Here is a 14,792-nt window from a genome sequence, read left to right as displayed (position 1 = left end):
TATGGGTATAAAAATACAGCTCAAAGGCATGATGTTTATGCAATATTTTATCTGGGGGAGTTGGTTAATTACCCTAGGTGCATACATGATGCAAACATTAAACTTCACTGGAATTGAAGTTGGACTGGTTTACGGATCTAAAGGCATTGCGGCTCTGATTATGCCCGGTTTACTAGGCATCATTGCTGATAAATTTATTCCTGCGAATCGCTTATATATTATTTGTCATCTTATTTGTGCAGTTGCTTTATTTTTTGCCGCGTCCGTCACTGATCCAACTATCATGTTTTGGGTTATGTTTATTAATGCATTAGCATTTATGCCAACCATTGCACTTTCAAATTCAATTGGTTACTTCTGTTTAAATAAACATAAATTAGATTCTGTAGCTCATTTTCCACCTATTCGTGTATTTGGTACGATAGGCTTTATTGTTGCAATGTGGTGTGTGAGTTTATTTAAATTAGAACTCAGCAATACTCAATTATATATTGCATCTGTTGCATCGCTTTGTTTAGCGCTCTATTCATTCTGCTTACCTAAAATTCCAACAGCCCAGCATAAACAATCAACCTCTTGGGCATCGCGCTTAGGATTAGATGCTTTTGTTTTATTTAAAAAACCAGTCATGGCAATATTCTTTTTATTTGCCATGTTATTAGGTGCGGTACTTCAAATTACAAATACCTTCGGCAGCCCATTTATTCATGATTTCGCTAAAAATCCTCAATTTGCTGATAGTTTAATTGTTCAATATCCATCGATTTTATTATCAGTATCACAAATGGCTGAAGTTGCCTTTATTTTAGCAATACCTTTTTTCTTAAAACGCTTTGGTATTAAAAAAGTCATGCTAATTAGTATGATTGCATGGACTTTACGCTTTGGATTATTTGCCTATGGCGATCCCTCACCTTGGGGTTTTGTATTGCTGATGCTTTCAATGATTGTTTATGGTTGTGCATTTGATTTCTTTAATATTTCAGGATCTATCTATATCGAAAATGAAGTTAAACCTGAAATAAGAGCCAGCGCTCAAGGGCTATTTATGACTATGGTAAATGGCGTTGGTGCATATGCGGGATCTATTTTAAGTGGTATGGTGGTTGATCATTTTACAGTCAATGGAATAAAAGACTGGCAATCCATTTGGTTAATATTTGCATCATATACATTAATATTAGCAATTATCTTTGTGTTTGCTTTTAAGGAAAATAAAAAGATAGCTCAATAATAGTCTTCAAAAATAACTTTTCCTTTTATATTAATGATAATAAATCGATAAAAAGATTTATTATCATTTTTATTTTTAATTAAATTTAAAATTTAATCCATATCAAAAAATTCTTTTTTTTAAAGTAAAAAAACAATTAACACATAGCATATTAAAAAAGGAAATGGATCTTTTAAAAGGAAATAAAATGTCCCATCAAGAATATTCACATGGAATAAGCGTTATTATTGGTATAATAAAGAGTTACTCACCTTTAAAACGATGGAATAAAAAAAATAAAGATGATGTATTTACAGAAATAACATATAGCTTTCCTGACTGGAGCAATTTAAGGGGTGAAGAATATAAAACAATTACGACATTAAATAAACATCAACAAGATATTGCCGAAAAAACATTACAACTATGGGCTGACATTGCCAATATTACATTCATTAAGAAAGACAATAAATATGATACTAATATTAAATTTGGTGTTTATAATAATATAAATGAACTAACAAAAGACGGCTCTCATTTAGTCCTTGGCGTTGGAACCCCTCCAATAAACAACACAGAACCGAATAAAAAAATAGAAAAAGTCACTGATTACAGTGTGGGAGGTCATGTTTGGATTAATATATCTTCAACTAAACATATAAAAACATTAAATAAGAATGAAATGACATCAGAGCAAAAAAATAAAGTAGATTCATTTAAAGAGAAATCAGATAATATAAAATATTATTATATAGAAACAGATACTCATATTACTTTATATAAAAATAATAATGAAAGTGGTCATATAGATAATCAACCTATAATATTACAAAAAGGAAATAGAGAAACTCAAACTTATATACATGAAACAGGGCATGCTCTTGGTTTACCTCATACCTTCATTGGAGAAGATGACCATAATAATCCTGATATTGAAGAAAATAGTTTCAAATATTCAGTAATGTCATATCGCTATCCCAAAATAGAAGAGGCTGATTTTGATGGGCTTTTTCCTATGTCTCCACTATTAATCGATATATATGTTATTCAAAAGTTCTATGGCGTAAATGTAACGACGCGAACTGATGATACTATTTATGGTTTTAATTCTAATACGCAAAGAGACTGTTACAGTTTAACTTCATTAGATGATGTCATTATTAGCTGTATTTGGGATGCCGGTGGCTGTGATACTCTTGATTTTTCAAAATATAATGTAAATCAAAAAATAGATCTTAATCAAGGTGTCTTTTCTGATATTGGTGGGCTAAAAAGTAATATTTCTATTGCCTATGGAACAATAATCGAAAACGCAAAAGGCGGTGAGAATGATGATCATATCATTGGTAATAACATAAATAATGACCTATTTGGTCATGGAGGTAATGATATTATTTATGGATACGATGGAGATGACAACATTTATGGAGGTAAAGGTAGTGACATGCTTTATGGTCAAGAAGGTAATGATTTTATTTATGGGGGGGATGGTTACGATATAATTTCCGGAGGAAATGGACATAATACACTGTTTGGAGGAAAAAATGCTGATATGTTTTTTTTCGAAATTAGCGATAAGACAAATAGCCATAATAAAATTATGGATTATAATATCAAGGAAGATTTTCTTATTTTCCTAGATGAAAATAGAATAAGCCTAAATATCGAAAAACTTATATCTCAAAATTCAATTTCTTTTAAGATAAGTTTTAAAGAAGAAGATAATTTAACAAGTTTAGTAATAAAAACAAAAGAACAACTAGAAATTCCAAATTTAACAATAGATATTGTTGGAAATTTTAGTTATGAAGATCTATTTTATTAACATCACTAATTACGGTAAACAATAAACGGACAAATTATAAGGTTTAAATTTACTTAAACCTTATAATAACAAAGTAATATATAATATTATAAAATCATGACCGTATTATATAATAACGTTTAAAAACATCCCTATTGATAAGGTAACCTAAGTTCTATTTACTTAATTAAATTATTCTGACTTAAAACACACCTTACTTCACAATTATTTAAAAACTTATTTTTCCCCTCTAGATTAATGTTAATAAATGTCTATCTTTATTATCTCTAGCATTCGCTAGATAATTAAACTATTTTCAATATGAAAATAAACTTAACCTAAACTTGATATCCGGAGGATATTATGGGTTCTTCTTTATTAAAAAAAGCAGTAGGATTATCTAATGTTTCTGACTTATTAGATAAAAGTGGAATTTTTTATAATTTCTCAGCTAAAACTCTACCTTCTTTTGATTATGATACTGCTGGAAAACATATTGCACGAGAAAATTCCACATGGAATGGAAAGTATGTTATTGGACAAGCGGCAGAAGTGACATATTCATTCCCAACTTGGGCTGGTAAAAAGTTTAATGATTTTGGTGATAAAAATCCCTATGGATTTAATTCAGCACAAAAAGATCATGCAAGACAATCTTTAGATGCATGGTCTGATATTGCAAATATCAAATTTACCGAAGTAGCGCCAGGTGTAAAATCAGATATTACTTTTGGTAATATTACTGATCCATACGGCAAATTCCAAGCTTATGCAACTTTGCCAAATACCTATAGTTATGGTCGTGATCTTTCGGGGCAAGCTTGGTTTAGTGACTATTATGATGCAAAAAATACAACGCCTGAATTAGGTAATTATGGTCGTTTAACTATAATCCATGAAATTGGTCATGCACTTGGTCTAATGCATCCTGGCGATTATAACGCAGGGCAAAACGTACCTGGATATTTAAAGTCTGACTATGCTGAAGATAGTCGCCAATATACTGTTATGAGTTATTGGGAAGAATATGAAACAGGTGCGCACTTCCAAGGTGCTTATGCAGGCGCTCCTTTACTTCATGATATTTCAGCAATGCAATATCTTTATGGCGCAAATACCACAACCAGAACAGGTGATGATGTTTATGGTTTTAACTCAAACACAGGTCTTAATTATTACACTGCAACAAGTAGCAGTGATAAATTAATCTTCTCAGTTTGGGACAGTGAGGGTAACGATACTTTTGACTTCTCAGGATATTATCAAGATCAAGTTATTGACTTACGTGAGGGTCATTTCTCTGATGTTGGCGGACTACAGAAAAACGTTTCTATTGCACAAGGCGTTACAATAGAAAATGCAATCGGTGGCTCTGGTGATGATACTATCTATGGAAATGATGCTGATAATATTCTCATCGGTGGTGGCGGTAACGACATACTATATGGTGGCGGTGGTCAAGATATATTATGGGGTGGTACAGGTAGCAATACCTTTGTTTATAAAAAGATCACCGACTCTTTAACCTCTGCTGCTGACAAGATAATGGACTTCAAATCAGGTATTGATAAGATTAATTTATCAGAATTAATCGACGATACCTTTGGCCATAAATTCCTTAACTTTGTTGATAATTTTACAGGTCGCTCGGGTGAAGCAACCATTAAATATGATCAATCAACAAACTCAAGTGAACTTGCTATTAATGCTTATGGATATGGATATAGCCCTGATTTCAAAATTGACATTGTAGGATTTGTTAATTACGAAACTGACATTATTGTTTAATTTATCATTAGGTAGGAGAGAGATATTTCTCCTACCTTTCTTTTACCTATAAGGAGTTATTTTTATATTATCTTATTAAAGAAAAGATAGAGTTATCACTCCATATAGATAGAAGAAATGCAGTAAATAGCAATAAAACAGATAGGAATAAAATCAGGAATAACACTATGTCAGTAAACAAAAACAATAATGAAATAACAAATATTATAAAAGAAAGAAAGAAAGTCTTTCTTTCCATTGGAATATTTACAGCCTTAATAAATATTTTAATGTTAGTTCCTTCCATTTATATGTTACAAGTTTATGATCGCGTCTTGCCTTCAGGCAATGAAATGACTTTATTAATGCTAACGCTCATCATGTTAGCATTATTTATTTTTATGGGAGGATTAGAATACTTAAGAAGCATTATTGTCATTAGAATGAGTAACAAACTTGATTTATCCTTAAACTCAAGAATTTATACCGCTGCATATCAAGCAAAATTAAACAAAATGCCCGGTATTAATTCCTCTTTAGCATTTAATGACTTAGTGACTATTAGGCAATTTATTACAAGCCACGCTATTTTTGCATTTTTTGATTTACCTTGGTTCCCTATTTATCTTCTTGTTATCGCATTATTTAATCCATGGTTAGGATTATTTGCATTATGTGGTGCGATCGTTTTATTTTCTTTAGCAATTCTTAATGAATACTTGTCTCGATCATCATTAAAAAAGGCCAATGAGTTTGCTAATCAAGCTCAGGTAATACAAGGTCATCATTTTGAACATCCACAGCCTATTGAAGCAATGGGAATGCTAGGTTATTTACGTAACCAATGGCAAGTCGCTCACTTTAAATACCTACAAGCGCAAACTCATGCAAGTGATAATGCCGCAGGTATCAATGCAATAACAAAAGTCACCCGAATGGCACTGCAATCTTTAATGCTAGGATTAGGCGGATGGCTAGCAATAGATAATACAATTAGCCCAGGAATGATGATCGCAGGTTCAATACTATTAGGTCGTGCTTTAGCGCCGATTGAACAAGTTATTGGCGTATGGAAAAACTGGGATAGTAGTAAAGAAGCTTATAAAAGATTAACCACGCTATTAAAAACGTACCCTGAAGAAAATAAAAAAATGGCGCTACCTACTCCTAAAGGTGAATTAACGGTAAATATTAATCAAGCTCAATACCCTCAAACGGAACGCACCCTATTAAATAATATTCATTTTTCACTCAGCCCCAGCGATGTACTTGGTATTATTGGCCCGAGTGCTTCAGGAAAATCCTCTTTAGCTAAATTTATTGTTGGCATATGGGAAGTTAAAACAGGTGCCATACGTCTTGATAATGCAGATATATATCAATGGAATAAAAGTGAAGTTGGCCAATATATTGGATACCTTCCTCAAGAAATCGCCCTTTTCCCTGGCACGATTGCCGAAAATATTGCTCGCTTTTCTGAAGTAGATCCTCAAAAAGTCACTCAAGCTGCAATGATGGCAAATGTTCATGAAATGATTTTACGTTTTCCTAATGGTTATGAAACTGTTATTGGCGCTCATGGTGAAGGATTATCAGGAGGGCAACGACAACGTATTGCGTTAGCTCGTGCATTATATGGTGATCCTGCACTAGTCGTTTTAGATGAACCCAATTCTAATTTGGATGATTTGGGTATTAAAGCTTTAATGCAGGCAATTCATATACTTAAGCAGAATAAAAAAACCGTAATATTAATTACACACCAAAAACAGTTACTTTCAGTGACCAATAAACTCTTAGTTCTTTTCGATGGTCACACCAAATTATTTGGCTCTACAACAGCCGTTATTGCTGAGTTAAATAACTCATCAGTAATAAAGAGTACGCCAACACCAACAACTATACCTATAACTCAAAGCAATATTTAATATTGAGAAAACTATTATGATCACAAAAAAAAATGAAATCGATATTGTTCATGGTATTTCAGATGATCCTAGAAAATTCTTAATAATAGGATGGTCAGTTATTCTTTTAGGTCTTGCTATTTTTATTTTTTGGGCCGCTTTTGCGCCTTTAGATAAAGGCGTATCTGCGAAAGGAAATGTTTCAATTTCAGGTAATAAAAAGAGTGTTCAAGCTTCAGTAGAAGGTATTATTACTGATATTTTAGTGAAAAATGGTGATAGCGTAATAGAAGGTCAAACTCTTATTCAATTAAGCCCTATTCAATCGAAAGCTTTAGTCAAATCTTTATCCGAACAATATGATAATTTGTTGATTACTCAACAACGCTTATATGCTCAATTAAATGAAAAAACAGAGTTTATCTTAGATCCTAGTGAAAAATACTATTCTCCTTCTGAGAATTTAAATAAATTATCTCTATTGCAAAATAAATTACTTAATGAAAAGTATATTGAGTTGCATAGTGAAATAAATGGCTACAACGCTATTATTGATGGTATTTCTAATCGTTTAGTCCATTTAAAAAGATCTACGCTAAACAAGCAACATCAAATTGATAGCTTAAAAACCCAAATCAAAGATTTATACACCCTTGCTAATGAGGGGTATATTCCCCGTCATCGTTATCAAGAAATTGAGCGTGAACTTGCTGAAAATAACAATCATCTTAATGATACCTATGGGCAAATAAGTACGCTAGAAAAACAAAAGTTGGAATATCAACAAAAAATATTGCAACGTAATGCTAATTTTTACCAATCGGCACGTACTGATCTTAACCAAGTTCAGTTACAAATAAGTGAAACAGAAAAACAACTTATCATTGAAATAGATAAACTGAAAAAGATGCAAATTACGGCTCCTATTTCAGGAATAGTGATGGATTTATCTGTTTTTACCCAAGGTGGCGTTGTAAGAACAGGTCAAACACTCATGGAAGTTGTTCCTCAAGATCATCAATTAATTATTGAGGCACGTTTAGCACCTCACCTTATTGATAAAGTTACCCTTGGTCTTCCTGTTGATTTAATGTTTAGTGCATTCAATCAAAATACAACACCTAAAATTCCCGGCGAAGTCACATTAATTTCCGCTGATAGACTTATTGATGAAAGAACAACAGAGCCTTATTACCAAGTATTTATTAATGTTAAAGATAATACTCTTCTTGCAGACAATAAAAATAAATTAAAGGCTGGAATGCCAGTTGATGTATTTATTAACACAGGCGATCGCTCATTACTAAATTATCTCTTCAAACCTGTTTTAGATAGGATCCATACTTCATTAACGGAAGAATAATGATGCAAATAAAAAAACTCTCTGCCATTTTATTTATATGGATGCTAAGTTTTCACGCTTTAGCGATCAGCTTGTCTGATCTTTATTTCTTAGCCGTAAAAAATGATCCGACGTTTAATGCTGCAATTAAAGAACAGGTTGCGGGTAAAGAGTATGAAAACATTGGATTATCTCAATTACTCCCAAGTGTACATGTCAACTATCAAAACAACCCTCGAAATTGGCAACGGAAGGTTTATCCTATTAATACGAATCGAGGAGAAATAGAAAAAACAGAATATCAAAATTACCAAAGCCATTCTGTCAGTGCCATTATTAGCCAACCACTTTTTGATTACACGGCATTTAGTGATTACAAATCATCAGTAATCAAAACACTATTATCAGACAGCCGCTATCAAGTGAAATTTTCTGAGCTAGTGATCAGATTAGTGGATAATTACATAGAATTGGCTTATGCGCAGGATAAATTATTATTAAATCTTTCACAGCAAGAGGTTTATAAACAACAGCTAATATCAAGTCAACGTTTATTCGAATTAGGGGAAGGAACAAAAACAGATATTTCAGAGATCCAAACACGATTATATTTAACTCAATCTCAATATACGGATATTCAGCTTGAGTTAGATAATGCTAAAAATAAACTAAGTTCAATGATTGGTACACCACTACCTTATACAGAACATATAGCAAAATTAAGCAATAATAGCTTTATATTACAACCTATCACTCCCAATAATTACGAGTCATGGGAAAATGAGGCTATGCAAAACAACCTTAATATTCAAACCGCTCGTTATGAAATGGCAATAGCAAAACAAGAAGTAGAAAAAAATAGAGGTGAATTTTTCCCAACAGTGCAACTCTATGCGTCTTATTCTAATAGTGATTCCGATAGCAATAATACCGTAAATCAAAAATATCAATCCGCGAATGTTGGCTTTTATGTCAGCCTGCCTTTATTTAATGGTGGAAAAACAACAGCTTCAATGCGTCAATCTACTGCATTGTATCAAATGAGTGCTTTTGAAAGAGATGCAATTATCCAGCAAATCACGCAAGAACTACGTCATCAATATCAAATATGTACAACGAGTGATATTAAATTGAATGCCTATGAGCAATCCGTTTCCTCTGCTAAATTGCAATTAGATGCGACTCAAAAAAGTTACATTGGTGGGCAGAGAACAATGGTCGATGTTCTTAATTCTGAAGAATTATTATATCGCGCTCAACAAGATTTAATTAAAGCTAAATATGATTATATTCAAGCTTGGACATTATTACATCAATATACTAATACATTAGATATTGAAAAAATAAAATTAATTGAAGGTTATTTTCAATAGAATTACTACATTTTTTAAGAAAAGATATGTACATAATTATAAAAGTCCTAAATCATGAAATAGATATAGGACTTTTAGTTATAAGTAATAATTAATCACTTATTTTAGCTAGCGGGTATCATCACTTCTTTTTATTACCGTACAACGTTAATACACGGTGAGTAAGAGCAATTGATGCTAGACCGATAAAACATTCAGCTAGGAAAATCAGCATAAATTACCCCCATTCATAAGTACATTTTGTTTGGGCGGGGGTTCTGATAAAGTAAAGTGACTTGTCATATAGTGCTTAGCTAACTCCGATTTAATGGACATATTTTAAACCTACCATTAAAACTAAAAAGAGCAAAATATATTTATCAACAAAATCCATTTTTGGGCATTGATCACATAAAAATAACACAAAAAATCAAATCCATGTCATGTTAAAAACCGACGTTAAATTTATTTGCTCTTTTATAAATGTCTTTTTAAAAATAGAAATAGAGCTTAAAATCAATCAATTATCAATCAATTAAAGAAAACAAATGTTAAATCACCCTGTTTTTCTACAATAGGTTTTACCTTTAACTGACTTATCACAGATAATATTTCTTTTCGCTCTGGTCGGACTAAAACAATCGCAAGCCCTTGATAGTTATTCTCTTCAATTAAGTTAACTAGCTGCTTAAGATCATAATATTTATTTTGCACATCAGGATATGCCAGACCATAAGCAAGCTCCCCTTTCGTCTCTGTTAAACGAATATCAGTGCGTTTTAAACCCCATGCTAAAGACGTTCCGATCCCAACTTCATCTGTTAAAATATAGGGCTTATCTGCTAGCTCACTATAATAATGATTAATTGCCTTTTCAGGGGTGCTTTTGCTTTCTACTTTATGAGGAATAGCATACCCAATTGCTAGACTTAATCCTATCGAGCAAAATAAAGTTAGTAAGCGTGTGGGTTTAAAGAGCGAAGCCATTCCCATCACACTCCAAAATAAAAAGCCTCCAATACCGAGCAACGCTTTATATTGCTCATTTGTTTCATATAACGTAAATCGTGTAGAGAAAAGCGAATAAGCAATAATAGAGACGCCTACAAGCCCCAAAACAATATTTATGCTCGCATTAATGTTATGGATTTTTTCATTTTGTTTATTTTTTAGCTCTTCCATATAATGTGCAATCAAGATAGAAAGTGGCGCAAAACAAGGTAGCATATAGGTTAATAACTTACCGCTGGAAGCAGAAAAGAAAACAAAAAATAGAAATAACCAAAACGAAAAATAAAGAGTTCCCTTCTTCAAGAAAATAGCTGATTTAATAGCCCCAAATAAGAACCCTAACCAAGGTAAAATACCCAAAATCACAATGGGTAAATAAAACCACATAGGTTGTGATCTTGCTGATCCCTTCTCAACAAAACGTTGAACATGCTCAATCCAAAAGAAGTAATGCCAATAATCGGGTGCCTGAAGTGCAACTGAAATCACCCAGGGACCAGCAATAATAAGCATAGCGATAAGTGCTATTGGTGTATAACAAAGGACTTCTTTAAAACGAGATAAGCTAATTGCGGTTACAAAAAAAACTAATGCGGGTAATACGACAGCAATAAAACCTTTGGTTAGAAAACCTAACCCACAAAAAATACCAACGAGAATATAAGCTTTAACTTTCGCCTTTCTATTAGTTGCATGTAATCCAGATAAAAAATAATACATGGCTGCCGTGACAAACATTGTCACGATTGGATCAAGAATATTGTAGGTACCAATAGCTAACACAAGAAACGAGGATAAAAAAACCACCAGTGCATTAAACGCCAAAGTACGGTTATGCCAAACTAACATAGCAGCACGATAAACAAATAAGCCGGTTAATAAGGTGGAAGTTACAACGACAACACGAACAGAAAAATTACCGCCACCAAATAGCCATTGTGCAATACTGTTTAACCAATACCCTAATACTGGCTTTTCAAAATAACGAATATCCAGCATGTAAGGTACAGACCAATTACCTGATACGAGCATTTCTCGACTAATTTCAGCATAACGGATCTCATCTGGTTGCCAGAGTAGCCGCGTTTCGAGAGGAATTAAATAAGTTAAAAATATAAAAATCAATAGTAGAAACCATTTATATTTTTCTACAAAATCAACACGCATATATTCCTCATTAAAATAAAAAAATATGACTTTACACCAACTACCCACTTAGAATAGCTATCCTATAAAAGATTCAATTATTATTTATTAATTTATAATTAATTAGTAAGTTGCTTTATTTTTAACCAATAACAAAGACACCAAAAAACGTCATTATCAAGAATAATCAATAAGATATAATAACTTTTAGTTAGCGATTAAAATAATGATACATTAATATTTTATTAATCTTTTTTTAATAGCAGCGAGTTTTTATCAAAAATTTATCTAAATAGTATCAAAGCAGAAAATGGAAGGTAAAAAATTAAGCATAAACAAAAAATAAACAAAGGATATAAATAAAAAAACCAGAAGGAATTTATTCTGGTTTTTGATTACTTTGTTTAATTATATGATGATAAAAATCTTATTTACTAAACTCTTTAAAAGCGCCCATGGTGTTGGATGCATACATAACAGAAGGACCTCCCCCCATATAAATAGCAACGCCTAATGCCTCAGCGAGTTCTTGTTCTGTTGTGCCAAGCTCTACAAGTGTTTTTGTATGAAATCCAATACAACCATCACAACGATTTGCGACAGCAATTGCAATGGCGATCAGTTCTTTTGTTTTTGCATCTAAAGCACCTTCTTTACCACCCGCTTTTGTTGTACTCATAAAAGCTTTCATGACTTCTGGAATATTTTGAGACAATGCCCCCATGTTACCTGCAATGTCTGTTACTATTTCTTTGTACTTGCTCATTTTTGATCCCCTTACAATATATTTATTTATATAATATAAAAATATATTATCAAATCATATAATATAAGCAAGCAAATTTAATTTGAGGTGATCTTTTCTATTATGATAGTTACCGAAAAAGAGGTTTAAAATGTCTATTTTAGATGAGTGGGCTGAACGCCATATCGAAAAAGCATTACAAGAAGGGGAACTTTCATCACTTAAAGGTGAAGGAAAACCACTGATCCTTGATGATAATAGCCATGTTCCAGAATCACTTAGAGCAAGCTATCACTTATTAAAGAATGCAGGTTTTTTACCACCTGAAATGCAAGATAGAAAAGAAGCCTTATCTCTAGCTGAAATCTTAAGCACATTAAATGAAACCAGTGTAGAGAATGAGTCACTGCAAAAGCGTTTAGCATTACTTGAGTTGAAATTGCAGCAGGCTGGTTTAGATACTCAATTTTTACATGCAGACTATGCCACACAACTGACAGAAAAATTGGCAAATAATAAAAAAGAAATGAATCAAAAATAATGAAATATCAAAATAGAAAAAGCCCATACATCCCTGTATAAGCTTCTTTCATTCATTGCAGAGAATTAACCTGCTGTTGGAGAATAATACGTTGGTGAGCCTGGTCCTACTGGTAAGTTAAATACAAATACCCACAAATAGAATAATAATGACCAACCAATTAAGAAAATAACGGAATATGGCAACATCATAGAAATCATAGTACCAATACCAGTGTCTTTCTTATATTTTGTTGCGACTGCTAATATCAAACCAAAATAACTCATCATTGGTGTAATGATATTAGTCACAGAATCTCCTATTCGATAGGCTGCTTGGATTGTCTCAGGCGCATAACCTGCAAGCATTAACATGGGGACAAAGATAGGTGCTGTAACCGCCCATTGTGCTGATGCGGAACCAATCATTAAGTTAATAAAAGCACAGATTAAAATAAAGCCTAAGAACAGTAATCCACTTGGCATATCAATGCTATTAAGCAGTGCGGCACCCTTGACGGCAATAACCTGACCGATGTTTGTCCAACCAAAAAACGCAACAAACTGAGCCGCAAAGAAAATAATCACTAAATAAAGCCCTAGCGTACTCATCGAATTTGCCATGGCATCGACGATATCTTTATCTGTACGCATTGTCTTAGCAATCCATCCGTAAACAATCCCCGGAATTGCAAAGAATAAGAAAATAAAGACAACAATAGATTTTAAGAAAGGAGAATTACCAATTAGCCCTGTTTCTTGGTTTCTCAATATGCCATTTTCAGGAATAACCGTTAGCGCCAAAATCACGCCCATAACAATAAAGGTTCCTGTTGCAGCCCATAATGCTTTCTTTTCTAGCGGTGTAACTTCAGCCGCATTCTTTAAATCATTTTCTTCATCATCAAGTTCGTTACCGTTATAAGGTCCTAGTTGAGGCTCCACGATTTTTTCTGTAATGAAGTAACCTAAGAAAGTAATAAGAAATGTACTGACAAACATAAAGTACCAGTTTGCTTCAGCACCGACGATATAAGTTGGATCTATAATGCGCGCGGCTTGCTGTGTAATACCCGATAGTAACGGATCTATCGTCCCTAAGAGTAAGTTAGCAGAATAACCGCCAGAAACCCCTGCAAATGCAGCAGCTAAACCCGCAAGAGGATGCCGTCCTAACGAATGAAAGATAATCGCTGATAACGGTATCAACACCACATAACCCAGTTCAGCAGCAGTATTTGACATAATACCAGCGAAAACAATCGCCAATGTGGTCATTTTGCGAGGTGCTTTCATTACCACTAAACGCATAACCGCAGACAATAAACCTGCACGTTCAGCAATACCGACACCTAATAACGCCACCAGCACCGTACCTAAAGGCGCAAACCCAGTAAAGTTTGTGACGATATTTGCCAAGATACGGCGAATACCCTCTGCATCTAACAAACTAATAATGTGGATATAGCCATCTTCTGCGCGCCCTTTGGCGCCTTCTGGTCGGGGATCTTGTACCGTAACACCGAAGTATTCACCAACTGCCGAAGAGACAAGTAAAATAGCAATTAAAATAATAAATAAAATAACGGGATGGGGTAGCGCATTTCCTAGCCATTCCACTGTGCGTAGAAAGCGACTGCCTCCCTGTTTTTTTGTTTGCATCATTTATCCTTTTTATAAAAAAACAGAAAATGCACAGTACACAACCCTTTTTACTATGACTATCTGTTAATCCTATTTATAGATGCTTTATTTAAGATAAACATCAGGATAAAATTATCGAATAAAATATTTTTTATCTTAATAAACAATAAAATAAAAACAAATTATATAATTACAAATCACTTACATTAAAATTAATTTATAATATCTAAAATTAAAAAATGTGCATAAGGTAACATTTTTTAACATTATCGTGATTATTTATTAACCTTTCCTACCTAAAAACACCTTTGATTAATAGTCAGAAACGATTAAACACTCAGA

General features: G+C 33.0%; 10 protein-coding genes. 7 read left to right on the top strand and 3 right to left on the bottom strand.

Features of this window, described 5'->3' with window-relative positions; genetic code table 11:
• Position 1: 1 nt before the first annotated feature.
• The 6 genes from QQS39_RS04575 to QQS39_RS04550 all read left to right on the top strand — a co-directional run bounded on the left by QQS39_RS04575 (position 2) and on the right by QQS39_RS04550 (position 9,406).
• Positions 2 to 1,234 carry a nucleoside permease gene (locus tag QQS39_RS04575; protein WP_285805468.1) on the top strand — a complete coding sequence of 411 codons (1,233 nt, stop codon included), beginning with the start codon at positions 2 to 4 and terminating at the stop codon, positions 1,232 to 1,234.
• A gap of 187 nt (positions 1,235 to 1,421) precedes the next feature.
• The gene (locus QQS39_RS04570; RefSeq protein WP_285805467.1) at positions 1,422 to 3,038 is read left to right on the top strand and encodes a M10 family metallopeptidase C-terminal domain-containing protein; all 1,617 of its coding nucleotides are present in this window, start codon (positions 1,422 to 1,424) and stop codon (positions 3,036 to 3,038) included.
• Between the two features lie 342 nt (positions 3,039 to 3,380).
• A complete protein-coding gene (zapA, locus tag QQS39_RS04565) occupies positions 3,381 to 4,805 on the top strand; it encodes a ZapA family metalloprotease (protein WP_151434456.1) in 1,425 nt (474 codons plus the stop codon).
• A 167-nt stretch (positions 4,806 to 4,972) separates the two neighbouring features.
• Positions 4,973 to 6,712, top strand: a complete 1,740-nt coding sequence (locus tag QQS39_RS04560) for a type I secretion system permease/ATPase (RefSeq protein WP_285805466.1) — start codon at positions 4,973 to 4,975, stop codon at positions 6,710 to 6,712.
• 16 nt (positions 6,713 to 6,728) lie between these two features.
• Positions 6,729 to 8,054, top strand: a complete 1,326-nt coding sequence (locus tag QQS39_RS04555) for an HlyD family type I secretion periplasmic adaptor subunit (protein ID WP_151434454.1) — start codon at positions 6,729 to 6,731, stop codon at positions 8,052 to 8,054.
• Positions 8,054 to 9,406, top strand: a complete 1,353-nt coding sequence (locus tag QQS39_RS04550; RefSeq protein ID WP_285805465.1) for a TolC family outer membrane protein — start codon at positions 8,054 to 8,056, stop codon at positions 9,404 to 9,406. The genes QQS39_RS04555 and QQS39_RS04550 overlap by 1 nt, the downstream gene beginning before the upstream one ends.
• A gap of 510 nt (positions 9,407 to 9,916) precedes the next feature.
• Here QQS39_RS04550 and arnT read toward each other — a convergent pair.
• Together arnT and QQS39_RS04540 are read right to left on the bottom strand one after the other, a co-directional pair.
• Positions 9,917 to 11,563 carry a lipid IV(A) 4-amino-4-deoxy-L-arabinosyltransferase gene (gene arnT / locus QQS39_RS04545; RefSeq protein ID WP_151434452.1) on the bottom strand — a complete coding sequence of 549 codons (1,647 nt, stop codon included), beginning with the start codon at positions 11,561 to 11,563 and terminating at the stop codon, positions 9,917 to 9,919.
• Positions 11,564 to 11,969: 406 nt separating this feature from the next.
• Entirely contained in the window at positions 11,970 to 12,308 is a 339-nt protein-coding gene (locus QQS39_RS04540; RefSeq protein ID WP_023581047.1) for a carboxymuconolactone decarboxylase family protein, read from the bottom strand.
• 130 nt (positions 12,309 to 12,438) lie between these two features.
• Between QQS39_RS04540 and QQS39_RS04535 the strand changes: the two genes are divergently transcribed.
• On the top strand, positions 12,439 to 12,828 hold the full coding sequence (locus QQS39_RS04535; protein WP_285805464.1) for a DnaJ family domain-containing protein: 390 nt from the start codon (positions 12,439 to 12,441) through the stop codon (positions 12,826 to 12,828).
• Positions 12,829 to 12,893: 65 nt separating this feature from the next.
• On the opposite strand, the gene QQS39_RS04530 is transcribed toward QQS39_RS04535, so the two are convergent.
• Positions 12,894 to 14,468, bottom strand: a complete 1,575-nt coding sequence (locus QQS39_RS04530; protein WP_151434450.1) for an AbgT family transporter — start codon at positions 14,466 to 14,468, stop codon at positions 12,894 to 12,896.
• Positions 14,469 to 14,792: the final 324 nt, after the last annotated feature.

Source organism: Proteus appendicitidis (assembly GCF_030271835.1).
GTDB lineage: Bacteria > Pseudomonadota > Gammaproteobacteria > Enterobacterales > Enterobacteriaceae > Proteus > Proteus appendicitidis.
Note: the sequence above shows the minus strand (reverse complement) of the source record. Positions and strands in the feature narration are given on the sequence as shown.

Excerpts from the sequence above, each read along its gene's own strand:
- QQS39_RS04575 (WP_285805468.1), top strand. The coding sequence starts at position 2 with ATGGGTATAAAAATACAGCTCAAAGGCATGATGTTTATGCAATATTTT.
- QQS39_RS04570 (WP_285805467.1), top strand. The coding sequence starts at position 1,422 with ATGTCCCATCAAGAATATTCACATGGAATAAGCGTTATTATTGGTATA.
- zapA (WP_151434456.1), top strand. The coding sequence starts at position 3,381 with ATGGGTTCTTCTTTATTAAAAAAAGCAGTAGGATTATCTAATGTTTCT.
- QQS39_RS04560 (WP_285805466.1), top strand. The coding sequence starts at position 4,973 with ATGTCAGTAAACAAAAACAATAATGAAATAACAAATATTATAAAAGAA.
- QQS39_RS04555 (WP_151434454.1), top strand. The coding sequence starts at position 6,729 with ATGATCACAAAAAAAAATGAAATCGATATTGTTCATGGTATTTCAGAT.
- QQS39_RS04550 (WP_285805465.1), top strand. The coding sequence starts at position 8,054 with ATGATGCAAATAAAAAAACTCTCTGCCATTTTATTTATATGGATGCTA.
- arnT (WP_151434452.1), bottom strand. The coding sequence starts at position 11,563 with ATGCGTGTTGATTTTGTAGAAAAATATAAATGGTTTCTACTATTGATT.
- QQS39_RS04540 (WP_023581047.1), bottom strand. The coding sequence starts at position 12,308 with ATGAGCAAGTACAAAGAAATAGTAACAGACATTGCAGGTAACATGGGG.
- QQS39_RS04535 (WP_285805464.1), top strand. The coding sequence starts at position 12,439 with ATGTCTATTTTAGATGAGTGGGCTGAACGCCATATCGAAAAAGCATTA.
- QQS39_RS04530 (WP_151434450.1), bottom strand. The coding sequence starts at position 14,468 with ATGCAAACAAAAAAACAGGGAGGCAGTCGCTTTCTACGCACAGTGGAA.